Origin of the sequence: Methylomonas fluvii, assembly GCF_014850975.1 — a bacterium.
GTDB lineage: Bacteria > Pseudomonadota > Gammaproteobacteria > Methylococcales > Methylomonadaceae > Methylomonas > Methylomonas fluvii.
Window position 1 is genome coordinate 195,716 of sequence record NZ_JACXST010000002.1, and the last position, 25,430, is coordinate 221,145.

At 51.6% G+C, this 25,430-nt stretch carries 19 protein-coding genes; 9 read left to right on the top strand and 10 right to left on the bottom strand.

Annotation, left to right across the window (positions count from 1 at the left end; all coding sequences use genetic code 11):
* Positions 1-11 precede the first annotated feature (11 nt).
* The 4 genes from EBB_RS10485 to EBB_RS10500 form a co-directional block, all read right to left on the bottom strand.
* A complete protein-coding gene (locus tag EBB_RS10485) occupies positions 12-224 on the bottom strand; it encodes a TraR/DksA C4-type zinc finger protein (RefSeq protein WP_192393826.1) in 213 nt (70 codons plus the stop codon).
* A gap of 32 nt (positions 225-256) precedes the next feature.
* Positions 257-1,876: a putative bifunctional diguanylate cyclase/phosphodiesterase gene (locus EBB_RS10490; protein WP_192393827.1), complete on the bottom strand. Its 1,620-nt coding sequence runs from the start codon at positions 1,874-1,876 to the stop codon at positions 257-259.
* Positions 1,877-2,009: 133 nt separating this feature from the next.
* On the bottom strand, positions 2,010-4,106 hold the full coding sequence (uvrB, locus tag EBB_RS10495; protein WP_225587387.1) for an excinuclease ABC subunit UvrB: 2,097 nt from the start codon (positions 4,104-4,106) through the stop codon (positions 2,010-2,012).
* Between the two features lie 33 nt (positions 4,107-4,139).
* A complete protein-coding gene (locus EBB_RS10500) occupies positions 4,140-5,363 on the bottom strand; it encodes a lanthanide ABC transporter ABC transporter substrate-binding protein PedA1 (RefSeq protein WP_192393828.1) in 1,224 nt (407 codons plus the stop codon).
* A gap of 138 nt (positions 5,364-5,501) precedes the next feature.
* On the opposite strand from EBB_RS10500, the gene EBB_RS10505 reads away from it, so the two are divergent.
* The 4 genes from EBB_RS10505 to EBB_RS10520 all read left to right on the top strand — a co-directional run bounded on the left by EBB_RS10505 (position 5,502) and on the right by EBB_RS10520 (position 9,023).
* On the top strand, positions 5,502-5,891 hold the full coding sequence (locus tag EBB_RS10505; RefSeq protein ID WP_192393829.1) for a PilZ domain-containing protein: 390 nt from the start codon (positions 5,502-5,504) through the stop codon (positions 5,889-5,891).
* A 12-nt stretch (positions 5,892-5,903) separates the two neighbouring features.
* Positions 5,904-6,731 (top strand): MOSC domain-containing protein, encoded by an 828-nt coding sequence (locus tag EBB_RS10510; RefSeq protein WP_192393830.1) that lies wholly within the window; start codon positions 5,904-5,906, stop codon positions 6,729-6,731.
* A gap of 661 nt (positions 6,732-7,392) precedes the next feature.
* Positions 7,393-8,325: a PEP-CTERM sorting domain-containing protein gene (locus EBB_RS10515; RefSeq protein ID WP_192393831.1), complete on the top strand. Its 933-nt coding sequence runs from the start codon at positions 7,393-7,395 to the stop codon at positions 8,323-8,325.
* A 32-nt stretch (positions 8,326-8,357) separates the two neighbouring features.
* Positions 8,358-9,023 carry a phage tail protein gene (locus tag EBB_RS10520; protein WP_223146827.1) on the top strand — a complete coding sequence of 222 codons (666 nt, stop codon included), beginning with the start codon at positions 8,358-8,360 and terminating at the stop codon, positions 9,021-9,023.
* Positions 9,024-9,186: 163 nt separating this feature from the next.
* Here EBB_RS10520 and EBB_RS10525 read toward each other — a convergent pair whose 3' ends face one another.
* From EBB_RS10525 to EBB_RS10550, 6 genes are all read right to left on the bottom strand, one after another.
* Positions 9,187-9,531, bottom strand: coding sequence for an FUN14 domain-containing protein (locus EBB_RS10525; RefSeq protein ID WP_192393832.1), 345 nt, complete (start codon positions 9,529-9,531; stop codon positions 9,187-9,189).
* An 85-nt stretch (positions 9,532-9,616) separates the two neighbouring features.
* The gene (locus EBB_RS10530; protein WP_225587388.1) at positions 9,617-11,746 is read right to left on the bottom strand and encodes a peptidase domain-containing ABC transporter; all 2,130 of its coding nucleotides are present in this window, start codon (positions 11,744-11,746) and stop codon (positions 9,617-9,619) included.
* A gap of 2 nt (positions 11,747-11,748) precedes the next feature.
* Positions 11,749-12,996, bottom strand: coding sequence for an HlyD family secretion protein (locus EBB_RS10535; RefSeq protein ID WP_192393833.1), 1,248 nt, complete (start codon positions 12,994-12,996; stop codon positions 11,749-11,751).
* A 45-nt stretch (positions 12,997-13,041) separates the two neighbouring features.
* Positions 13,042-13,476: a nitrogen fixation protein gene (locus EBB_RS10540; RefSeq protein ID WP_192393834.1), complete on the bottom strand. Its 435-nt coding sequence runs from the start codon at positions 13,474-13,476 to the stop codon at positions 13,042-13,044.
* A 7-nt stretch (positions 13,477-13,483) separates the two neighbouring features.
* Positions 13,484-13,759: a hypothetical protein gene (locus EBB_RS10545; protein WP_192393835.1), complete on the bottom strand. Its 276-nt coding sequence runs from the start codon at positions 13,757-13,759 to the stop codon at positions 13,484-13,486.
* 42 nt (positions 13,760-13,801) lie between these two features.
* Positions 13,802-13,984 (bottom strand): hypothetical protein, encoded by a 183-nt coding sequence (locus EBB_RS10550; protein ID WP_192393836.1) that lies wholly within the window; start codon positions 13,982-13,984, stop codon positions 13,802-13,804.
* Positions 13,985-14,758: 774 nt separating this feature from the next.
* On the opposite strand from EBB_RS10550, the gene EBB_RS10555 reads away from it, so the two are divergent.
* The 5 genes from EBB_RS10555 (at position 14,759) to EBB_RS10575 (ending at position 25,425) form a co-directional block, all read left to right on the top strand.
* Positions 14,759-18,043, top strand: a complete 3,285-nt coding sequence (locus tag EBB_RS10555; RefSeq protein WP_225587389.1) for a bifunctional diguanylate cyclase/phosphodiesterase — start codon at positions 14,759-14,761, stop codon at positions 18,041-18,043.
* Positions 18,044-18,268: 225 nt separating this feature from the next.
* Positions 18,269-18,934: a Crp/Fnr family transcriptional regulator gene (locus tag EBB_RS10560; RefSeq protein ID WP_192393838.1), complete on the top strand. Its 666-nt coding sequence runs from the start codon at positions 18,269-18,271 to the stop codon at positions 18,932-18,934.
* Positions 18,935-19,086: 152 nt separating this feature from the next.
* Entirely contained in the window at positions 19,087-22,527 is a 3,441-nt protein-coding gene (locus EBB_RS10565; RefSeq protein WP_192393839.1) for a TonB-dependent receptor domain-containing protein, read from the top strand.
* A 48-nt stretch (positions 22,528-22,575) separates the two neighbouring features.
* Complete coding sequence (locus EBB_RS10570) at positions 22,576-23,055, top strand: hypothetical protein (RefSeq protein WP_192393840.1); 480 nt, start codon at positions 22,576-22,578, stop codon at positions 23,053-23,055.
* A 216-nt stretch (positions 23,056-23,271) separates the two neighbouring features.
* The gene (locus EBB_RS10575; protein ID WP_192393841.1) at positions 23,272-25,425 is read left to right on the top strand and encodes a CHASE2 domain-containing protein; all 2,154 of its coding nucleotides are present in this window, start codon (positions 23,272-23,274) and stop codon (positions 25,423-25,425) included.
* Positions 25,426-25,430: the final 5 nt, after the last annotated feature.

Consider the following 25,430-nt stretch of genomic DNA (forward strand, 5'->3'; position numbering starts at 1 on the left):
AATAAGCTGCTTCAGCCTTTTTCCAGCTCGGTTTGACAGGACAAACAATATTTACAGGCAATTGCCTGACGCCGCGCTTCCGGAATCGGTTCGCCGCATTCCTGGCAATGGCTGGCAGATTCGCCGATGTAGATAGCTTTGCGCGTCTCGGCGACGAAAAGCTCAGTCATCTTGTCCATTCTTTCCAGAATGGCGTCGGTACCACCCGCCCAGGCCGTTGACATTATTGGGGCTCCTGAATATGCATAGTTTTGCTTTAACGATGGGCTTCGACCCACGCACCAAAATCCGCGAACGGCATCGGCTTACTGAACAAGTAACCCTGCGCCAAGTCGCACTGGTAAGTGCTGAGTTTGTCCATGATTTCCTGAGTTTCCACACCTTCGGCAGTCACCTGCAGCCCCAAGTTGTGCGCCAAATTGATGGTGGCTTTGACAATAACCGCATCGTTTTCGCTGTGCAACAAATCGACGACAAACGATTTATCGATTTTTAATTCCGTTAACGGCATGCGTTTTAAATAAGCCAGTGACGAATAACCGGTGCCAAAGTCGTCAATCGACAATTTGTAGCCCATTTCATTCAGGCGCTGAATCACTTCCATCGCCCGTTCCGGATCGGTCATGATAGAGCTCTCGGTAATCTCCAGCATCATCCAGCCGGGTTTGATATTTGCAGCCGCCGCCACACCGGCCATCACATCCGGCAGTTCCGGATCGTGTAAATCCTTGGCGGACAGATTAACTGAAATAATCAATTCCCAGCCGCGCTTGCGCCATTCCGCGCAGTGTCTGAATGATTGTTTCAGCACCCAGGCGGTCAGATGCTTGATTACCCGGGTTCTTTCCGCCATCGGAATAAACTCGTCAGGTGAGATAAAACCGTGCTTGGGATGCTGCCAACGCACCAAAGCCTCCGCGCCATACACTTGCCCGGTTTGCACCGACACTTTGGGCTGGTAATAAATATGTAATTGCTCTTTTTCGATAGCCTGACGTAGCTCGCTCATCAAGGTCAGGCGGCGCGGACTGTGATCGTCGTAAGACGGCGCGTAAGTGGTGTAACCTTCGTGCGACGGGCCGGCAACGAACAATGCCACACCGGCTTTTTGCACCAATGTATCCACATCGTCGCCATGCTCGGGAAAATTGACGATGCCGATATTGCTGTGGATTACTAGACTCAGACGCTCGACTTTAAAGGCCGGATCCAAAGCCGCCTGGATATTTTTCGCCAATGTCAGGCCGGCCGTTTCGCTATCCACCGCCGACAACAACACGCTGAAAATATTGCCGTCGATGCGGGCAACACTATCGGTGCCCAACACCACGCTTTGCAACCGCGTGGCGATCTGTTTCAAAATCAAGTCACTGCTGTTACGACCCAGGGTGTCGTAGACTTCCTTAAAATTAGCCACTTCCACCAGTAAAATAGACAGCATTTTGTTTTGATTGCCGGCGGCTAAAATCGCTTGTTCCACCCGGTCGTAGAACAATACTCGGTTCGGCAAGTCCGTTACCGAATCGTGAGTGGTGGAATAACTGACTTGTTTTTCTAATGATTCGGCGCGAGAACGCAATTCCTGGGTCTGATCCAAAATCATCGCCCCGGCTTGATAAGCGATGATCGAGCTGGAATATTGGCCCCAAAATCCGAAAATGAACGGTAGCGCTTCAAGCATCCACAGACCGTAGTTTTCGGTTTGGGCTTTAATGATGCCGTTTAAGGAGATTTCACCGACGTAGTAATAACTCAAAGCCAACAGCGCACTGAGAATGCTGGCAATCGCGATAGCCACACCTTGATAAGTGGTTTTAGATACCTCGCTTTTCAGCACGCGAACATTTTCGTTCAGTATGTTTTTGGCGGGTATCATCTTTTTCCCAGCGTCTGTTTCATGAATTCGCTATCGTCGTTTAGCTGCTGCCGACCAAGCTTTACAAGCTGTGGGCCTCGACAAAATTCACTAAATATAGTTAGCCAAAGCGTTAATTACAAACTCAAGCCCGTCAAATAACCATCTCCGCCTGCAACAATTTGATCTGATCCCTGATCCGCGCCGCATCTTCAAACTCCAGGTTCTTAGCATGCTGGTACATTTTTTCTTCCAGTTGTTTTAACGCCTTCGCAGCCTGTTTCGGTGTCATCGCCTTGTAATTCCCGGCCGGCTCGGCGACTTTTGCCCTGGCATTGGTAATCGAACCGCCGGAACCGGGAATCGCCAATTCCAGAATGTCCGTCACCGATTTGAAAATGGTTTTGGGTTGGATATTGTGTTCTGTATTGAAGGCTATCTGCTTAGTGCGGCGGCGTTCGGTTTCTTCAATAGCCAGTTGCATCGAGCGGGTGATTTTATCGCCGTACAGTATCGCCTTGCCGTTGGCATTGCGCGCCGCCCGGCCTATGGTTTGCACCAAAGACACCAACGAGCGCAGGAAACCTTCTTTATCGGCATCCAGAATCGCTACCAGCGATACTTCCGGTATATCCAAGCCTTCTCTTAGCAAGTTGATGCCGACCAGCACGTCGAACACCCCTAAGCGTAAGTCGCGGATAATTTCCACCCGCTCCACGGTTTCGATGTCCGAATGCAGATAACGCACCTTGACGCCGTGTTCCATCAAATAATCGGTCAAATCCTCCGACATGCGCTTGGTCAAAGTGGTGACCAACACCCGCTCCTGCACGGCAGTGCGTTTAGTGATTTCCGATAACAGATCATCGACCTGACTGGTCGCCGGGCGCACTTCGACAAGGGGATCGACTAAGCCGGTCGGGCGCACTACCTGCTCCACCACCGCGCCGGAATGTTCTTTCTCGTAAGTGCTGGGCGTGGCGGACACATAAATGCGCTGACCGCAGATTTGTTCGAATTCCTCGAATCTGAGCGGCCGGTTGTCCAAGGCTGAGGGCAAGCGAAAGCCATACTCCACCAAAGTTTCCTTGCGTGAGCGGTCGCCTTTATACATAGCGCCAATCTGCGGCACGGTGACATGGCTTTCGTCGATGATCACCAGCGCATCGTTGGGCAGATAATCGAACATGGTCGGCGGTGATTCGCCGTCAGCGCGATTGGACAGATGCCGGGAGTAATTTTCGATACCGGAGCAGTAGCCCACTTCCATAATCATTTCGATGTCGAACAGCGTGCGCTGTTCCAGACGCTGGGCCTCCACCAGTTTATGGTTGTCGCGCAATTGCTCCAGGCGTTCGGCCAATTCAATTTTGATTTTTTCCACCGCACTAAGCAATTGGTCGCGCGGCGTGACGTAATGGCTTTTTGGATAGAGCGTAAAGCGGGCCAGACGTTGGGTGACTTCGCCGGTCAGCGGGTCGAACATCGACAGCCGCTCGATTTCGTCGTCGAACAACTCAATCCGCAAAGCCTGTTCTTCCGATTCCGCCGGAAATACGTCGATCACCTCGCCGCGCACCCGATACGTCGCCCGCCGCAGTTCGGTGTCGTTGCGGGTGTATTGCATTTCCGCCAAGCGCCGCAATATATCGCGTTGCTTGATCATATCGCCGCGCACCAGGTGCAAAACCATCTGGAAGTAAGATTCCGGCTCACCCAAGCCGTAAATCGCCGAGACGGTGGCAACGACGATGGTATCTCGGCGCTCCAGCAAGGCTTTGGTCGCCGACAGCCGCATTTGTTCGATATGTTCGTTTAGCGAAGCATCCTTATCGATGAAGGTATCGGAGGCCGGGATATAGGCCTCGGGCTGGTAATAGTCGTAATATGAAACGAAATACTCGACGCTGTTTTCCGGGAAAAACTCCTTCATCTCGCCGTACAGCTGCGCCGCCAAGGTTTTGTTGGGCGCCATGATCATCGCCGGCCGCTGGGTTTGTTGGATCACATTAGCAACAGTAAAGGTCTTGCCCGAGCCGGTCACGCCCAGCAAGGTTTGATGCAATTCGCCGTCGTTGATGCCTTCCACCAGTTCCGCGATGGCGGTGGGCTGATCGCCGGCCGGTTGATAGCGGCTTTGAATCTTGAACGGTTTATGCGCCGGGCCTTTTTTTTGCGGCCCCGCTTCTTCTACACCCAGAATGCCCGTGATCGCAGACTGACTAATCTCCATGCGCCGTTTATCGCTCATGCCCAACCCTCTGAAATTTGGTTCAACACCGGCTTATTTACAAGCCGTTTCCGGCTGGTCGTACCCCAGGGTATCCAGCTCGGTCTTTGGATGCAAAAATCCTTCGACCGGCGCCACGCTAACCAAAGAACGCGGTGCGGCCAATAATACCGGTTGCCGCAATTGACCGTCCCAGGGACGAAACGACAAGGGGACGCCTTTGTATCCCTGCAGTGCAAACGCTTCGGAGAACACATAATCCCTGATGGCTTGGGTTTGATTCGATTTACTGCGGACGCTGGCCTCGCCTATCGCCCGCACAGCCAGATAGGCCGCATAATCTTCCTCTTCCATCCAGCGGCCGGCGGTGTCCTTGAAGCGATTTTGTAATTGCACCGCGCCCCATTGCTCATGGGTTCTGTGCCAGGCGGTGGCGATCAAACCCTGGGTACCAATCACCGGCCGCGGCTTCCAGGTCCGGTAATCCATATATTCGCCAAACAAGCCTTGCTCATCCGCCACAACCAACACATCGTAATCGTCCACTTGCGTAAAAACCGGCACGTCGGATTGCGCTGTGCGGCGGGCATCGTAAGCGTTGGTCCAGGCTTTCTCCGCGACCAGTTTGATACCAAACTTCTTGGCCGCGCGTTTAATGGCCGCTGCGTATAACTTGTCTTCCGGCGTCGGGCCTATCACCAAAAACCAGTTTTGCCAGCGCTTTTTCAGCATGTATTGCGCCAGCGCATCGGCACGCATGGCCCGGCTGGGTAATAGGTGCAGAACCTGATGGCGGCAATCCGTGTTGCGCAACTCGTCGTCGCTCGTGGCAGCATCGAACAATAATTTGTTTTTCGCGGCCGGCAAGTCGGCGAGTTTGTTTAATTGGTCAGACTGCACGTTCAACACCACCAAACCGACATCGTCGCCTAATTGATTGAAGGCCTGCTGCAAATCGCCGCCCACCGGCACCACAACGTTCTTTAACTCGTAGTGCTGGCCGGTAAATTGCCCGGTGGTATTGTTATCAGCAATGGCCAGTTCGGCACCGATCTGGCCTTTGTTCTGGATAAACGGATCAAGATTGGATAAGGCAGCCGGGGCGGCTCTTTCCTGACTGAAATAGCCGATTTTGACTATCTGCTTGACAGGCTCGGCCGGCTTGGTGATCTGCGGTTTGGCCGGTACGGCTTTCTTGGCAGGCGCGGCAATTGCGCCGCTGATTAGCAGCGCGACAAGCCAGCAAATACAAAATGAAGTAGTCGCAATTTTTCTCATAATCCGGTGCGAAACGATGCAAAAGCGTCATTTTAACGGATTCGGTTCGGCCGGGCTTGATCAATAATCGTCCAGCTCTATTGAATTTTAACGGTTTAACATCAATACTTAGCCACCTTTACATTCGCCGCGTTTGCCATGTCTGAGCCAGATTTCTCTTTAGATTTTCTCGATCAAGAGGTCACGATTGATAGCTCATGGTCTAACAAGCGCAGTGCGGTTCGCTATCGACGCAACGACATCCGTGCCGCTGTCAAAGTCAAAAGTATCTGGTTTCCGCGCTTGTTTCCGGTCGTGTTGCGCGATGTGAGTAGCCGCGGCGCGGCGATATTCAGCGAGAAAAAACTCGGCAAGAATCAGCGGATATTCCTGTATTTATTGTTCGCCGACGGCACACGTTTCGATATTCCCGCAGTTGTTGTGCATTGCGACCGGGAAAACGGCCGTTACGGCATCAAGTTCGACAACATTGAAAAACATTTGGCAGAGCATTTACTGCATACCCAAACCGATCTGCTATTCAGCTAACAGCAAAATAATATGCCGATACTCTGTGAAATTTATATATACCCGGTCAAATCGCTGGCCGGCATTCGCGTAGAACACTGGCCGGTGGACCACAAAGGCTTGCTGTTCGACAGAAAATGGATGCTGATAGACGGCGATAGACAGTTTCTCAGCCAGCGCCGTTTACCCAAAATGGCTTTGATTAAAACCCGCATTGACGATCAACAGTTGATTTTGTCGGCTCCCAATCAAGCGGATCTAACACTGCCTTTGCAATCGGAAGACGGCGACGACATTGAAGTAGTAGTCTGGCACGACGTTTGTGCCGCCAAAACCTGCGGCGCTGCAGCCGATGCCTGGCTGAGCGATTTTTTACAAACCGAGTGCCGGCTGGTATATCAAAGCGATGACGATATTCGCAAAGTCGACCCTAACTATGCGTTGGAAAGCGACCAAACCTCTTTTTCCGACGGCTTTCCATTCTTGATCGTGTCGGAGAATTCCTTAAACGCCCTCAACCAAGCCATGCCGTTGGCTATTGACATGATTCGCTTTCGGCCTAATCTAGTCGTCAGCGATTGCGACAGCTACGCCGAAGACACTTGGCGACGGCTTAGCATCAACGATATTGGTTTTAGATTGCCCAAACCCTGTTCGCGCTGTTCGGTGCCCACCATAGACCCACTGAGCGCCGAAACCGGCAAAGAACCGTTGACGACGCTGAATCGTCTGCGTAAATGGCAAAACAAAATCTATTTTGGGCAAAACGCCTTGCACGACAAACCCGGCAACTTGTCAGTCGGCCAAGCCGTGCTGATCGACGAAATCGGCGAACCGCGGCCTCCACTATCCTCAACTTAGAAAATACCGCACTTTAATTACTCCTCACCCAGCGATTGTCGGTTCGGCAATCACGCCGTCAATCGTGGTGTCCGCGCATTTGGATGCTCCCCATTTGGATGCTTTGTTTACCTGTTTGTTGAAGCTGTTTGCCTCGCTAACAGAGGCTTTTGAAGTTTTACACTAGCCTGACATACTTATTTGTAATTGGTATTTCTAAACTAAAAAGCCTACTTTCAAATACCAGCTCTATCGAGCGAACTCACAAGTCAAACCCCGCCCCGACATAAAAACGATATTTCGTACTTCATGCGACATATCGTGCCAAAACGCTTCCATATCACTCATGCATGCTGAATCCCCCAGTCAGGCATCACCATAAAACATCATAAAAAACATATAGATAAATTATTTTACCGCATGAAATTAATAACTGGCATAAGAATTGGCTATTAATTCCCGTAATACAATTTTTTTGAATAAAACAGAAACAAGTTAATTGAATTTATATAGACATTTAGAAAAGAGCATTTAGCAGAATCAGAAATTATTTTAATTGACTGCTTTTAAATAGTTACTAGACGCCTGAATTTTTTACGCAACAGGTCATTAATATAAATTTTTTTAGCAAAAAATGCCCATTAATAAATCGCCAAATCTAATCAAATATAGAGGTATCAAGATGGAATCAATTAAATTTAAAAAGAGCTTCGGTAGCGATTTTAAGACCCTACCCGCAAACCACGGTATCCGGCTTTGTAATGTCGCATTGGCTATTACATTACTGCTCGGCGCACATTCCGGATCGGTATCGGCTGCGGCTTTTGACAGCAATATTGTAATTCGCGGTTCCGCCGAGTTTGATAGCCTCAGTTCCCCCGCTGATCCTATAAACGCCATCCAGACAGGCTCGCTGACCAGCATTATCGCCGGCTCTACTTCCACCACCACGCTAGTGGGTTCCACGGTCACGGGTCCTGACCCCTTGTCAGGCACCTTAAGCCAAATCGGCGACGGTTTTGGTATCAATTTAAGCGCTAGAGGCGCTGGCGGCGCCGAGCCCTCAAGCATCAGCCCTCTGTTCGGAGACTTAACCTTTTCGATTGAAAACAAATCGGCCGTGGATAGCTTTGTAGTGAACCTGCAATTCCAATATAGTCATCAAGTTGAAGCAACCGACACACTGCCGGCGAATGATAACGGAGAATTTGCACAATCGCTGATCGCTTTTTACAAAACGGACGGCACCGAACTGGCATTTTCTAAAATCATCTCGGATACCATTTTGGGCAACGAAAAACGCATACCCAGCGATCCGAATACGAATATAGCTACCGGTAAAGGCGGCGCGCTATCTGACGTCGGTACTCTGCTGCTGTCGTTTCTGTTAAACCCGGGCGATTTGATCAGCTTTGGCGATAGCAACCCCGATCTGTTCATTTCTGGCGGCGCGGAATCCGGCAGATTTTCAATAAACGCTTCCAGCCTGATTACCGTCGATTCGGTCACCAAGCAAACCAATAACACAGTGCCGGAGCCGGAAACCCTGTGGTTGCTGGCTATCGGCTTGATCTCAGTCCTTACCAGCAAACGCCGTAACTACGCTTTCAATTAATTTTAATTCAATTCAATTTAAAGGTACTCAACATGTCAAAATCATTCAATAAACCACTCTTGAAACTGGCCATGATCGCTATCACCGGCTTACCGGTATCAGCCTCCGCTTGCGGTTCCGACCCCTTTCTCGGCGAGATTTGCACATTTAGCTTTAACTTTTGCCCTCGCGGTTATCTGGAAGCCGCCGGACAGACCCTGAGCATTGCGCAAAATACAGCCCTGTTTTCATTATTGGGAACGCAGTATGGCGGCAACGGGCAAACCACATTTATGTTACCGGATCTGCGCGGCCGTTCGCCAATCGGGGCCGGGCAAGGTGCGGGGCTATCGCCAATATCGGTCGGCGAACAAATCGGCTTAGACTTTGTAACCCTAAGACTAGACCAAATGCCTTCACACAGCCATGGCGCGCAAACTTTTTTAAGTAACGTTTTCGCTACGATGGACGCAGTAGGTACAGCCGGCAATAAGAGCACTCCCTCCGGCAATGTATTAGCGGCCTCGACATCGAGAGATAACGTCTATTCAAGCGACGCTCCCAACGCTTCCCTAAAGGCAAACATCATAAAGTTTACGGGTACGCCAACCACTAGCATTAGCCCTGCGGGAAACAGCCAGCCGTTTGATAACCGTTCACCTGCTTTGGGTATCACTTACTGTGTAGCCACTCAAGGTATTTTTCCTGGCCGAAATTAGCGGCTGGAATTGTATAAACCTGCCTTGTTGATGGCAAATAGTCTGAAGTCATATTCACAACACACCTAGTGCCCACGAAAAAAGTGGGCACTAGGTGCCTAGGCAAAACACGCTGCTGACTGCGCCACATGATCAACCCGCAGCCGGGTAAGCAATAACCGATTTACCCGAGTTTAAATCCCACAAAAAAACCGCCTGCACCACTAACACCCCGACTGGTAAACACCGCCAGCCTATCCAGCAAGAAACTGCCGGATTCTTTAGCAGCCTCCGCGGCCGAGTTAGCCGCACTTTCCAACGCCATATTGTTGATATTGATAAGGTCGTAATACTCAGCAACAAACAAAATCGACACTATTGCCCCGCCTACAAACAAGGCCGTGCGCAGCATTTTTTTAGCGAAATAGCCCACCGCCATTCCCAAAATAAACGGTGCGCCTAAATTACCCAATAAGAAAGCTTCGGAAAAAATATCGTTGGATGCGTGTGTTTCAATGGCGTTATTCATAAAATCCAGTCGTAAAATGTTTAAAAAATTTTCGACGATTTTATAACGAATCCGGCAACATAGAGCATTTACTGCTCAGCAACATCTAAGCCGCCTGCGATGCATAACACGGGCCGGCAAGCGCCTCTGCCTCTATAGCTTGTAAGTCAATCACCCTATCCACCGAGGCAATGGTTTCCGGGCGATGGGCGATAATGATGCGGGTCAATTTTAGTTGCTGCACCGCACCGTTCACCAGTTTTTCACGGGCCACGTCCAAGTGGCTGGTGGCTTCGTCCAGCACTAAAATTTTGGGGCGCTTGTATAAGGCGCGGGCCAGCAACACCCGTTGTTTCTGACCGCCGGACAACACCGTGCCCATGTCGCCTATCAGCGTGTTGTAGCCCATGGGCATGCTCATCACATCCTGATGCACCGCGGCCAGTTGCGCGCAGGTTTCGATCCAGGCTTGATCCGGCTCCGGATCGAAGAAGCAGATATTGTCGGCAATCGAGCCGGCGAACAATTGATCTTCCTGCATGACCGCCGCCACCATATTGCGGTAATCGTGACTGTCGATACGGTTTAAACGTACACCGCCGATCAGAATTTCGCCGGCACTGGGCTGCAACAATCCCAAGATTAATTTGGCCAGCGTGGTTTTGCCGTAACCGGAAGGGCCGATGACCGCCACCGACTCGCCTTCGGCAAAATCCAGGTTCAGATTTTTTAGTACCGGCGGCTCGGACGGCGCGTAACTGAAATCTAGATTGCGGATTTGGATCGATGCCGCCAGTTGCTCGTGACGGGCGCCACTAACATGGTCATCTTCGGGTTCCGCCAGTGCTATATCGGCGACCCGTTCAGTGTGCAGGCCCAGCATTTTGAATTCGATGCCTTTTTCGATGACGCTACCTACCCTATGGGTGAACTGGTCTTTAAAGGACATAAAGGCAAACAGCATCCCCACCGAAAAGCCGCCGTCCAGAATAAACAAGGCGCCCAACCAGATCACCGCGATATTTTCCACGCCAAACAACAAGCTGTTCAATGCCCGGTAAATGAGATTGAGCTTTTGCACACGAATGCCGGCGTTGAAATGATCGACCATCAGGTTTTGATAACCGTGCCGGCGTTGCAATTGCCGATTGAATAATTTCACGCTTTGCATGCCGCGCACCGTTTCCAGCAGATTGGTTTGCTGCTTGGCGGCGCGCAGAATCTGTTCTTCGCTGGCGGCCCGCAACGGCCCGAACGATACCAGACGCAACAGGCCGTAAAGCAGTGCGGCCAGGCTGACGATGGCCGCCAGCTTCCAACTATATACCAGCATCATGCCCAGGGTAACCAACGCCATCACACCGTCGATGATGGCTTCCAGAAAGCTGGTGGTCAGGGTGCGTTGAATCACATTCAACGATTCGAAGCGGGAGACAATATCGCCCAGATGACGTTTCTCGAAAAAATTCATCGGCAACTGCAGCAAATGCCCGAACAGATTGCTCATCATCTGCAAATTCACCGACGTGCTTAGCACCAGCACCACCCAGGAACGCAGCGCGGTAATACCGATCTGAATCAAGGCCAATAATAAAAAACCTAAACCCAGCACCGTCAATAGATTGGTATCCCTAGCAACCACCGCGTTATCCACCACCAGTTGCATAAAAAAAGGCGCTACGATTGCAAACACTTCTATGGTTGCAGCCAATAAAATGATTTGCAAGGTAGCGCTGGAGGCACCATTCAATCGGCCGATGAGGCGGGATAGTTTGATTTGTTGACGTTCGGTTTTGGCGGTAAAGGCTTGCGTGGGCTGCAACTCCAAGGCAATGCCGGTGAAATGTTTGGAGACCTCGGTATAGGGTAGATGCACGGTACCTTTGGCCGGATCGAGTATTGTCGCCACACCGCGTTTGACCTGGGTCAACACCACAAAATGATTGAAATCCCAATGCAAGATCGCTGGCAAGCTAAGTTTGCTGAGTTCGTTCAAATCCACCCGCACCGGCCGCGAGCCCAGATGCAGTTGGTTGGCGATCTGGATCAAATGATTCAAGGTCGAGCCTTTCAAGGACAGGGAAAACTTCTGCCGCAAACTGGCCAGATCCACCCGGTGCCCATGAAAATTAGCCACCATTGCCAGGCAGGCCAGACCGCATTCTGCCGCTTCGGTTTGCAGAATCAGCGGGGTTTTTCTGCGGCCGGAGAAATCGAGGATGTGTTGCATAGTCATGGTTAAACCCGTCCTAGAATGCTGTAAAGAGGATCGAACACCCATTCGATCAGGCGGCGATGATCCAGCCAAATATCGGCATCCAGCAGCATGCCGGATTGCAACGGAATATCCTGGCGATAGGCTTGCACTGCTTGTTTATCAATCTCTACCGTGACTCGGTACACCGGCTCTTGCAACGTCACCGGCAAATCGGCTTCTTTAGGGGTGATCAAGGTTTTGGCAATTTCAACGATACGGCCTTGATGACTACCGAAGCGTTGATAGGGAAAAGCTTGGTACCGCACCGACACCGTCTGCCCCTGCTCGACAAAGCCCACCGCGCTGGACGGCACCAATAATTGCGCTTGTAACTTGGCGCCTTGCGGCAGGATGGATAGCAAGGGATTGGCAGTCGTAGCGTTTTGCCCCTGCTCCGCCAAGATCGTAGTGACGGTGCCGTCGTGCGGCGCGGTGATTACAATATTGCGGCGCGATTCGGATTCGGTAATGTTTTGCGCCAATGTCGAGATATTGCGTTCGATAGCCGCGCGCTGGTTTTTAAATTTCATCTGGCTACTGTCCGCTTCCAGCTCGGCAGAGCGGATGTCGCGTTGCAAAGTCATTTGCACCCGTTGCAAGGCTTGCAATTTGGCTTGATGATCCAGCCATTCGTCTTGTTTTTGCTGGGCTTGCACCGCCGATACAAATTTCGTGGTCAATAGTTGTTGATAGCGCTGCGAGGTCGCGGCGGCACCGGCCAGGCGCTGTTGCTGAGTGTCTATCTCAGTATTCACTTGTTGCAACTCGCGCTGCATGCCATGCAGTCTATCCAACACGGAACGATATTGAATCTGATCAATTTGTTCTTGTTTGACGAGTTCAGTCTCCAGACTTTCCCGGCGTTGTTTCAGTTGTTCTATCGCCGCCGCCTGGGCTTGCGGGGTTTCCCGCGAACTACTCTCGGTGGATAACACGAACAGCGTATCGCCGGCTTTAACCGCTTGCCCCTCGCGTACGTGTTTTTCAATCAATGTGCCGGCCTGCGGCGCATACACTTTGATTAATCCCATGCTCGGCGACAAATAACCGTTCACATGGGCTTTACGGGTGTACTCGCCCCAAAAAGCAAAAGCCATCAGGACCAAGGCACTGCTTACGGCTAAAGCGGTGAGAAAGGCAAACGACAAGGATTCCACGTGAATAACCTCCCCTAAGGGCTTGTCTTTTTTAAAGTCCAAGGCTTGTTGTCGAAATAACTCATGTTTCATAGCGCCGTTTCCTTCTCACCCTTTTTGACATTGCGACCAAAACCCTCAGAGAACGCCGTAGTCGGCTGCTCGCCGCATGTCTTCGGTCGGCTTGAGGTTATTGGTCACCACTTGCGGACATCTAAAACACGCCGAGCGGCCTTCCTGTAGCCACCAACGACACTCGGCACGAATGGCGCACACCGGCAATTGCTCGGTGACTGTCGGCGTAAAGCGCACAACTTTTTCAGCCAGCCGGCATTTGGATTCCGCCTCCGCGTAATGCCCGCATCCACTGCAAGCGCACGGTGCGGAAAAACGAAATACTTCCGCCGGACTGACAGGGCCGGCCAGTTCGAGCAATTGCTCGGTCACCGGTTGCGGGGCATGCAGATAAGCCATTTCAGGCTTATCCGCGGTGCCGGTCATTACGCCGATGACTTGGGCTCCTTCCCATTCCGGCTGCGCGCTGGGGCATAACACTGGGTTTTCCGAGGTCATGGCCCTATCAACCCAGCAGGGTTGCTCCTTGTATACCGCTAGCCAGTCCGCCTGCAGTTGGGTTGATAATGCCGGTGTTCAAGCCCTTAAACTGATCAAACCATGGGCCGCCGGCGATAATGCCTTTGCTAAGCACAACGCTTAATCCGCCACTGACTTGATCCAACTGTTCCTGATTCAATTCCACGCCTGCAGCTTCGCGAGCTTGCAGAGCGCGTTCGATGCCTTGCGCAGCAAAGGCGGATATTTCATCAGCAGAAATTCGAGTAGTTTTATTTGACATAACAGCTCTCCAAAAAATAAAAGATGACTTAAGAGAAATGATTTAGCGAACAACCAATCCAGCAGTGGCTTTAATCACAAACGCCCCTGGATTGATTACCGGCCAGAATTTACGGGGAAACTGGCTTAAATCAGTTCCGACATCGACTAAACCGCCGGACACTTGGCTGATTTCTTCAGGTTGCAAAACCTTTAGACCTTGATCTAATTTGGATTTTTGAGACATTGTCTTTCTCCTTTTAATAAAGTTATGAGGCCGGCATATAGCTGGCCCAACGACTGCGATACCGGCAGCATTGCTTGCCGAACCACATCCCCATCTACCGGTTTGTGAACTTGAGCGGGTATTGATACTTTAGGTGTTCGCCACCCTGGAAAGCTGTGACAAATTCCACTGCGAATCGGGGTAGTTTTTCATTCGACGGGTATTTGGGCCGCTATGGCGGCTACGCTAAAAGCGGAACTTGGCTGGATGCGTAGTTTGCGAAACTTTTTCACCGGCTAAATTTAAAGATCGCCTTCAGCATCTACAATTAGTATCGCGGCCCTTAAATACCGTTGGCCTTAATGCCTTGAGGGTAATGAGTCTATCGAAGGGTCAAACCGCCTAAGGCTTCGATGAGTTCAACCCGAGCGAGGCAGCAGGGATAAATTGGGACGATTTGAATGGCAATATCTTTGATACAAATGACGGCATTTATAGAATTCGGCGACTTTCCATAGCCAAATTGCTCAGAAGCTGCCGTTTGAGCAATTGCCCAAACTCGACACGATTCCGGCTTAGCAGTGTAAGCGAAGCAGACTTCGGCATACGGGCCGGTGGCGCGCAGCCGGGAACACCGGCAGTCCGTGCTTAATTCCGGCTGCACTATCCGGGCCGCTTTTGCTTATTTAAATGCTGCGCAGCATACTGCCCAAGATACGCTAACAAGATCACTTCATAGTTATAGCCATTGACCAAACAACCATGAAAAACACGCCTTCACCCGCGGAACAAACAATGTTATCCGAGGCAGTTGCTCCCTCATTTACCCGAGTTTTAATTTCCAATATCGTGGGTTTGGTGATGTTGCTTGGTCTGGCCCTTTTAATAGGCATGACTTGGCAAAGCGTCACCAGCACTGAAGAAACCACCCGGCGGGAAGTGAAAGAAACCCTGGACCGCGCGAGCGAGCGCCTGCAGACTTTGATTCGCGCGGCGGAGATGACAGCCGAATCCGCTGAACGTGCCGCGATTGCCCCGGAGGTAACGGGCGCCACTTTACAATCGACACTGGAATATTCACTGGCTGCGTTCGAACAACGCCCGGAATTAAGCTATCTGGGCATCTCCCTGGCGGCTTCAGGCGAATACGGCGCGTTGGAACGGACTGCAAATGGCGAGATTTTACTTTGGCTATTCCCGGGTGACCGCACGGAAGGCCCGCTGGCGCGAAAGTTCATATTGACCGAGCAGGGATTCGTGCTCCATCAACAGCTGTACAACCAACACTACGATCCCCGCAGCGACGCGTTCTACGCAGCCGCTTTACGCAGCCCTAGCGGCGACACCTGGGTTCCGGCTTACCGCTGGGCGGCACCTTTCACGGGCAATGAGCCTTTGTGGGGTTTCAGCTACGGCAAAGTGCTGAAAGATGCCGGCGGTCGTTTGATCGGCGTTCTGGATGCCGACTTCGACATCCCGGCATTGAATAGCTTTCTACGCGCCATAGGTACGGAATATCACTCCCGGTTTCATGTCCTAGAGCTGGGAGCCGCCCCACGTCTAATCGGCGATCCGCAGCAAGTAGGCCGGGCACCACTGCCCTTGCCCGCCGAGTTGAACCCTTTGCTGAATTTCACCGGCGAATTATTCCTAGACCGCATGCTATTGGAAGGCGAGCAACGCTGGGTTGCCGCCCGCCGCATGCCGCTGAAAGGCGGCATGTCTTGGTTGGTCATAACCTCGCGAAAAGTGTCTTATATCGAGGACATGCTGCGCCGCCAGCTATATCAGGTGGGCGGTATGGGCGTGGCAATTACCGCAGGACTGGTGCTGGTCTCGATGCGCATGGCCAGGCGCTTTGGCAAACCGCTGGCGGTGCTGGAACGCCGGGTCGCCGGCATCGGCCATACCGAGCTGGAAGCCCCGGCGGCGGCCACTTTCGCCACCAACGAATTCCGGGAAACCCAAATTCTGGGTGAAGCCCTCGACCACATGGCCGTGGCCGTTAAACAACTGCTGGAAGCCAAAGAACAACAAGCCGCTTCTCTGGCCTTAAAAGGCGCTATTTTCGACTCCAGCCACACCGCAATCTTTAGCCTGGATCACCAACTGACCGTTATAGAATGGAACGCGGCCGCTGAACGTTTGTTTGGCCTGGCGCGTGAATACATTCTTGGTAAGACCATCACCGATACCGTGCTTGCACCCGACGGCCGCGCCGATTGGGCCGAGATTCTCAGCACCACCGATTCCGGCGCGTTTCAATTTGTCGGCGCCCAAGGCGTGTTCGACGCGGAATTGCGGGTGGCGGCTTTTAAACGCAACGGATTGGAAGTCCGCACGCTGTTTCTAAACGACATCTCGGAACGAAAACGCGCGGATGCCGCATTGCGGGAAAGCTTGGCCCGCTTCCACGCCGCAACCCGCGCGACCGGCGATGTCGTGTGGGACTGGGACTTCGCCAGCAACAACCTCTGGTGGAGCGAGAACTTTCAAATTGTGTTCGGCTACACCACCGACGAGACTTTGCCTTCATTCGATTTTTGGGCTAGCCGCATTCACCCCGACGACCGCGACCGCGTGGTTGCACATCTTCAAGCCACCGTAGCCGACAGCGAGAACACCTGGTCCGAGGAATACCGTTTTCGGCGCAAGGACGGCAGCTATGCCGACTTGTTTGATCGCGGCCAATTGCTCTGTGACGACACCGGGCGCGGCGTGCGGATGATAGGTGCCATCCAGGACATCACCGCGCGCAAACAGGCCGAACTGCAGATTCGCTATCTAGCCACCTACGATGGCCTCACCGGCCTGCCCAACCGCGACCTGATTCAAGACCGCATTGCCCAAGCCATCGCCCACGCGCGCCGCGCCGGCAACCAGTTGGCACTGTTATATCTGGATCTGGATCGCTTCAAAGTAGTCAACGACGGCTACGGCCATCCCTTTGGCGATGCGGTGCTGAGGGTCGCCGCCGAGCGGCTAGGCAGCCTAGTCAGGGACGGCGATACCGTATCTCGCCTGGGCGGTGACGAGTTTCTAATTTTGCTGACTGATCTAAATAAAGACAGCGATGCCTATTTTCTCGCCCAAAAAGTTGTCCAGCATCTTGATTGTCCACTCCTGGTTCAGGGGCGTAATATCCATTTGTCCGTGAGCATTGGCGTCAGCGTGTTCCCGCAGGACGGTGAAACCGCCGAGGCGCTGATCGACAACGCTGACGTGGCGATGTACCGCGCCAAGGACCTAGGCCGCAACACCTGTCAATTCTTCACCCGCGAGATGAGCGAGGAAACCCTGCGCCGTGTCAATATAGAGACTCGCTTGCGGGAAGCGTTGGCATTGGGACAGTTTCAGCTGGCCTACCAGCCCAAGGTCAACCTGAAAAACGGGCAAATTTCCGGCTGCGAAGCCTTATTGCGCTGGCAACACCCCGAGATGGGTGCGGTGTCCCCCACCCAGTTCATTCCCATCGCCGAGGACTCCGGGCTTATCGTACCCATAGGCGATTGGGTGTTGCGCGCGGCTTGCGCTCAGGCAAAAGCCTGGACAGACGCCGGTTTGCCGCCGATCTGTGTGGCGGTGAACATATCCGCGCGCCAGTTTCTACAACAGGATGTGATCAGCTGGGTGATGAATACGCTCGAAGACACCGGCCTGCCGGCCTCTCAACTCGAACTGGAACTGACCGAGAGTTTGATCGCTCAGGATGTCGAGAAGGTCATCGCCACTTTTAGCCAACTCCGGACCGCTGGCGTGAAGCTGTCCATCGACGATTTCGGTACTGGTTATTCCAGCCTCAGCTATTTGAAACGATTTCGGGTAGATACCCTGAAAATTGACCAATCTTTCGTGCGCGATATGCTCACCGATCCGGAAGATGCCACTATTGTGTTGGCGGTGATTGCACTCGCGCACAATCTGGCGTTCAAGGTGATCGCCGAAGGCGTGGAAACCGAACCACACTGCCAGTTCCTGCGCGAACACCACTGTGACGAAATACAAGGCTATTACTTCAGCAAGCCATTACCGGCATCGGCATTCGAGGCCTTACTGCGTACTGGCAAACGCTTGGTATAAACGGCAGGCGCTTGGCAGGATGGCTTTTGCAAAGTTGAAGCCCGCCAATGCGCTGAGCTCTATTCCCACTATCGCCGTAAAAGTGGTATGTCTGTGATTTAATTGGCCGGTAATCTGTGAAATACTTCACTATCATGACGCAAACTTAGTAAGCTAGGCGTTACATACAAACCAGACCGTTATCGAAAGCGGCACTCTACTAAACCAAGCGGTTATAGCCTCATCATGCAAGCAGAAGTCATCGCCAGTCTGAACCACATCCCCTTTCTCGCCGATCTGCCCGAGGAGGCTTTGGAAGCTTTGGCATCAAGAGCCAAGGTCATTAAATTTCCGAAAAAGGCCATGATCATCGCCGAGGGCGACCAGACCAGTTCGCTTTATATTATTTTGTCCGGCAAGGTGCGGGTGTTCAGCAGCAACGACAAAGACAAGGAAGTCACCTTGTTGATTCAGGAAGCCGGCTCTTATTTCGGCGAATTGGCCTTGCTAAGCGACGAACCCCGGTCCGCCGCTGTGGAAGCCCAGGAAAAAACCGTGTGCGCCGTCATCGCCAAAGCCGATTTCATCCACTGGTTGAAACTACACCCCGATGCGGCGATTGCCTTACTTAAAGTATTGTCGGAAAAAGTCAGATTCCTGACCGAAAAAGTCAAACAAATGGCCTTGTCGAATGTTTACGAACGTACCATTAAAGCGCTGCAAGACATGGCGGAAAAGGAAGGCGACGTCTACGTGATTCATAACCGCCCGACTCAGCAAGAGTTGGCGACAATGGTGGGTTCGTCTCGGGAAATGATTAACAAAGTGATGAAAGAACTAACCAAAGGCGGTTACATCAGCGTCGACGAAAAAACCCTCAGAATCGAAACCACCCCACCGGCCGCATGGTGAGCTGCGTATAGCGATTATCGACAACGCACTATCGCAACTGCACATTGGGCCAATTGACAAAAATAGAAAAATCCAGGGCAAAGTTAATTATTACCTTGATCAGTTAGGGTTTCAGACTTTATCATCCGAAAAAAACATCTTCCGGAGATAAAATGCGCTGCCTTGTGATTTGCTTCATGGTTTTATTTACGCCAATGTGTTTGGCGGAAACCGATGCGACCGCGACAAGCTGTAGTGTGGAAAAAGCCGCCAGACTGGTTTCGCTGCAAGGCAGCTTGTATTACGACGCCGGCGTGAAAGGGCAATGGCAACCGGCACAGTTGGAGCAAACTCTTTGTGAAGGCAGCAGGGTTCGAGTCGAAGCTTACAGCCGCGCATCCTTGTTACTACCCAACGGCATCACGCTGCGTTTGGCCGAAGGCACCGTCTTGACCTTAAACGGCATCGCCCCCAATCAAGCCACATTGGTCGATTTGTTGAAAGGCTTTGTGCATTTCATCAGCCGCACCCCCAAACAGTTACAAATCACCACCCCCATCGCCAACGCCGGTCCGGAAGGCACCGAATTTGCGCTACGCGCCGATGATGCTAGCGCCGAATTATGGGTCTACGAAGGTGCGGTGCGCTTTTTCAATACCTACGGCGATATTCACCTAAAGGCCGGCGAAGCGGGTCAAACCTTGTTGGGCCAAGCCCCGCGCGCGCAAATCGATCTTAAGCCCGCCGATGCAGTGAATTGGGCCTTATATTACCCGCCGCTATCAGCCTATGCCGAGCCGGACGCGCCGATAGCCCCGGCTCTGCGTGCCGCGATTCAGAATTATCGGCAAGGCCGGGTCGATTTGGCGTTAAGCACTTTGGAGCGGACGCCACCGACTGAACAGTCGCCAGAGTTTTTGAAAACCCGTGCAGCAATCAGGCTCACAGCCGGACAAAGCCAACTGGCGATGCAGGATATTCAAGCCCTACGCTCCGGCAACCCAAATGATGCAGAGGCTTTAGCGTTGGAGAGTATTCTGGCACTGACCCAAAATCGCAAAGCTGACGCGCTGAATCTGGCCGAGCGTGCAGTGACGGCAAATCCGCAATCGGCTACTGCTTATTCGGCATTATCGTATAGCCAACAAGCTGGATTCGAACTGGAAAAAGCCTTGGTAACGGCACAGCGTGCCAGTCAGCTAGCGCCTAACGATGCGATGACTTGGGCGCGGCTGTCCGAACTACAGTTGGCGCTGGGCTTGCGTGAAGAAAGCGCACAATCGGCGACTAAAGCCTTTATGCTCGACCCGAATCTGGAAAGAACGCAAACCGTACAGGGCTTTTCGCATCTGTTTCGAGTGGATACTGCCCAAGCCATGCGGCATTTCGAATCCGCCATTCAGTTAGACTCTACCGCGCCTTTACCGCGCCTGGGCTTAGGTTTGGCAAAAATCCGCAGCGGCGATCTGGAAGCCGGCCGCCGCGACCTGGAAATTGCCGCTATTCTCGACCCAAACAATTCCTTGTTACGCAGCTATCTGGGCAAAGCCTATTACGAAGAAAAACGCCCCGCGTTGGCCGGCGATCAATTCGATTTGGCAAAGCAACACGACCCAAAAGACCCGACGCCGTATTTTTACGATGCACTGCGCAAGCAAGCCTTGAATCGTCCAGTCGAAGCACAGCGCGACATGCAACAGGCTATAGAGTTGAACGAAAACCGTGGTGTATACCGCTCGAAACTGCTGTTAGACGAAGACGCCGCCGCCCGCACAGCCAACTTGGCACGTATCTATAACGACTTGGGCTTTGGCCGGGTAGCGTTGAAGGAAGCCTGGAAATCTCTGGGCCACGATGCTACCGATCCCTCCGCTCACCGCTTTTTGTCCGATGCTTACGTCGGTCAACCGCGCTACCGCGTCGCCCGCGCCAGCGAACTGTTACAGGCCCAATTGCTGCAACCGATCAATATTACCCCGGTACAACCGCAACTGACCGGCGAAAATATAGGCATTTTGAACAGCACCGGACCAGGCAGCTTATCGGTCAACGAATACGACTCCTTGTACACCGGCAACGGCGCACATATGGTTTTGAACGGCGCCTACGGTAGCCGCAATACCCTTACCGATAACGCCATAGTCTCCGGCGTCTACGACAAGCTGTCGATGAGTTTTGGGCAATTTCATTACCAAACCGACGGCTTTCGCCAAAACGACGACTATAAACAGGACATTTACGATGCGTTTGCCCAATATGCCATTACCGAAGATTTGAATGTTCAGGTTGAATTAAAGACCGAGGATGTGCGGAGTGGGGATACGCCTTTTCGGTTGAATGACACGCAAGCTTTAAACCAGCGACAAGCAATAGAACAGGACAGCGTGCGAGTTGGTGGACATTACCGAATCGACAACCACCAAGACATACTATTTTCATCTTTTTATACCAGCCGCAAAAATAGTATCAATGACCTTGCGCAATTCAATGTTCTCAGTTTTGGTAGGCCTATTCCTTTAAATCAGTTCACATACAATGAATCAGAAGTCAAAAGCTACCAAAGCGAATTCCAATATATATTTAATTCTGAAAAATTCGATATAACCAGCGGTGCCGGTTATATTAGTGCGGATGATGACACACTACTAAGTAGCCTGACACGCCGTCAGCTTCCACCTTTTAATCTCATCAGCAGCCCGCTCTTTACGTACTCAACGATTGGTGAACGTCAAACCGAATATTTCAATATTTATAGTTACCTGAAATATAATATATCGAGCAACTTAGCTACCACGGTGGGTCTTAGTTACGATTCATATGAAGACCCCGCATTAAAAAAGTATCAATTAAACCCAAAATTTGGTGTTATTTGGAATCCAACCCACAATCTGACACTCCGGGCTTCAGCATTTCGTAGCCTCAAAAGACCATTAGCAAATAATCAAACCATAGAGCCTACCCAGATCGCCGGCTTCACTCAGTTTTATGACGAAAGTAACGGCGCCTCCAGCTGGCAATATGCAGCCGGAATAGATTACAAGCCTATGCAAAATCTGTTTATTGGTGGCGAAGTTAGCTGGCGAGATAGCCAACAATCGGTTGCTGCTACGGTACCCAATAGCACATCTCTATTTACCCGAAATGAAGCGGCACATTTAGCTTATCTTTACTGGTCACCAAGTGATTGGCTAACCTTAAAAAGCGAATATCGCTTCGAAAAATTCAAACGCGAATTTACAAATAGCCTAGACCCGTCGAACCCGCGTAGTGTCGCCTCGCATCAGGTGCCTTTGTCCATCAACCTGTTTCATAACTCCGGGCTATTTGCCAAGTTATCCGGCACTTTTGTAGATCAGCATGCCACATCCAGTAGACTTTTAGCCGGCCTTCCCGCCAATGCGCCCAGATTTACAGGTGACAGTGAGAGTTTCTGGGTTTTCGATGCCATGCTGGGCTATCGTCTTCCCAATAGATTGGGCACGCTAGCGTTGGAAGGCCGTAATCTGTTCGACAACAACTTTGTTTATCAAAGCGTATTCGACGCCAGCGGCCCCCAACTTAGCCCTTTTATCCCTGAACGACAATTGTTCGTCAAATTGAGTTTATTTTATTAACTTGCCGGCTAATTTCGATCAGGTTTTTTTAAAAATAGGAGAAATATAATGAAAAAAATGCAAGCGGCCACTTTTCTATTAATGAGTACTTTAATCATTGCCTGCGACAAAAAAACCGAAACAAACACTCCACCGAAACCGGTCAAACAAAACTCATCAGTTCCTACTCTCCTCAAACAAACAGCCATACTGGCTGAAGGTATCAATTTTAAAACTAATCAATTTCTTGTAGTAGATTCGCTAACCGGTAAAGAAGTTAAGCCGTGCATTCAATCCACAGCTGATAAAGCCGGAGGCCAAACATGCGATACCCGCATAGGCAACGTCGACGAAGCAGTGTTAAATGCGTTAAAAATTGATAAACCTATCGATGGTGTAATCGTAAAGAATAATAAAGAAGTTAGGGCAAAATTCTTCGTCTCGGTGAAAGCCGTATTCGAAGGTTCATTCTGTAATACCTTTTTTCTAAATGGTCAGCAATACGAAACATGTTATACACAAGAACAAATCGACGCTGCGTTTGAATAAAATAAATTAACATTTAATAATTACTACCCCAAAATGTTGAAGTTAGCATTTGAAACTTATTGGATACATAAAATATATTTTCTATATTAGGAAACACACAGATTGATAATCCAATATAGCAACATGCTCAACTCATGTAGTGAATATTGGTGGGCTCGCGTATGCGTCCCACCAAACTCAGATTGATCCCCCTATCTCACGACTGGCAAACTGCTTATGGCCCGTCCGTTACGCATAGCTGTTATTACCGTTCTGGGTTTTTTGCTTAGCACGCTGGTAGATTTAGCTTTCAATACGGAAAGCGAACTGGGCTTAGACACCTTATTCAGAATCCGCGGCCCGCAAACAACACCCGAACAAGTGGTAATTGTCGCAATGGACGAAGCGTCCGAGACTCGCTTGGGCGTGGGTCAAGACTTGACCCGCTGGCGAGAGTTTCATGCAAAACTGCTTGACCAATTGCACCACCAAGGCGCGGGTTTGATCGTGTTCGATCTACAATTTATCGCCGCTAACCCCAGCGTAGACCCTACGCTAGCTAATGCAATGCGCGCGGCCGGCAAGGTCTTGATCAATGAATGTGTGCAAAAATTTCGCCGGGGTGTCGAGGATTTTTATGGGCGGGAAGAATGCTCGGACCACAATAAAATGCCCGCTATTTCCCGCGAAGGCGAACCAGCGACAACTTTATCCGAGCAGTTGGTCGTCATGCGCAAACTGGCGCCAACGCCGGCGATTGCTCAGGCGGCGTTGGATCGCGCGCCGTTTTATCTTATCAACGACTCGGAAAATGCCAGCATTCGCGAGTCCTGGACTTTTTACGATGCCCTCGCCGAAGCTCCCAGCCTGCCGGTTTTGGCCTGGTTTTATTACCAACCGGCAAGCAGCGATTATCCGGTCAACCAACCCTTGTCGGCATGGTTGACCGAGCAGCGCCGGGCGTGTGCAAACGCATCTAAACCGGACAAACCCAGCAAGCAATTGATCTGCGCAGGCGACAGCCGCTACCTGAATTATTACGGCCCGCCGCGCACGCTGAGGATGGAGTCCTACGCCGATGTTTATGAAGGCAAGGTTGAAGACTTACAAGGCAAAGTGATATTCGTGGGCCGCGCTAATCGCCAGTTTTCGCCGGGTAAATCCGACTTCTTTCAAACGCCTTATTCCGACTCGCGCACCGGCAAAATGGCCGGTGTGGAAATCATGGCCACGCAATTCGCCAATTTGTTGGAAGATAATTTTATCGAAATCCCCGTGGCGGGTTGGTTGATTTCATGCCTATTGGGCTTGCTTATCGCCCTGTTGCTGGTCGGTTTTCCCGGTTGGCCGGGCATCGTTCTCAGCCTGCTGTTTACTTTGGCTTACGCCGGCTCGGCTGTGAGCTTGTTCGCTCAGCGCCATTGGTGGTTGCCGCTCGCCGGGCCGTTGTTGATGCAATTGCCGCTGTCCTGGCTACTGAGCTTGGCTTGGTCGCGCTACGATTTAATGCTCGAACGCGGGCGCATACTTGAATTCGTCAGTAGAGTGTTTCCGCAATGGGTGGGGATACTGCCGGCGGCGCCGGGGCAATGGACGGAAGCCGGTATCGCTGGAACTGAAAAAGATGTGTCCGGTTTATGTCTGGCCACCGACATCGAAGGCTATACCAGCATCGCCGCCGAACATTCGCCGCGGGAAATGTGGGCGCTATTGAATACCTATTACCAAGTATTAGGCCGTCCAGTAGTGTCGCATGACGGTGTGATCGCCGACGTCACCGGCGACGCAATGATGGCGGTGTGGTTCGATGCGCCGGCCAACAAGCAACGCCACGCTGCCTGCTTAGCGGCGTTGGAAATGGCCACGGCAGTGGAATCGTTTAATTCATCCTCCAATTTGGCGCCACTCGCCACCCGCATCGGTTTGCATGAAGGCGAACTAACCCTTGGCAGCCTGGATGCCGGCACCTCCAGCCATTACCGGGCTATCGGTGATACGGTCAACATTGCGTCGCGGATTCAGGGGGTGAACAAGTATTTAGGTACGCGGATTCTGGCATCGCACAGCATCGCCGCTCATTTGGACGGCATCGTCTCCCGTCCGGTGGGTACGTTTCGCGTCGTTGGCCGTGCGGAGCCGCTGAGTTTAGTGGAAATCGTCGGGGTAAAACATAGCAGCGATAACCCACAGAACCCAATGCACGCTGTATTTGCCGACGGTTTAGCCGTATTCCAGGAAGGCCTGTGGCCGGAGGCTGCTCACTTATTCCAAGCGGCACTCGCTCTCGACGCCAACGACGGACCCAGCCGCTTTTATCTGCAAAAAACTTTGCACTACAGTGAAATGCCGCCGTTGGCATGGAATGGAATCGTTGTGTTGGAAAGTAAATAAGCCGT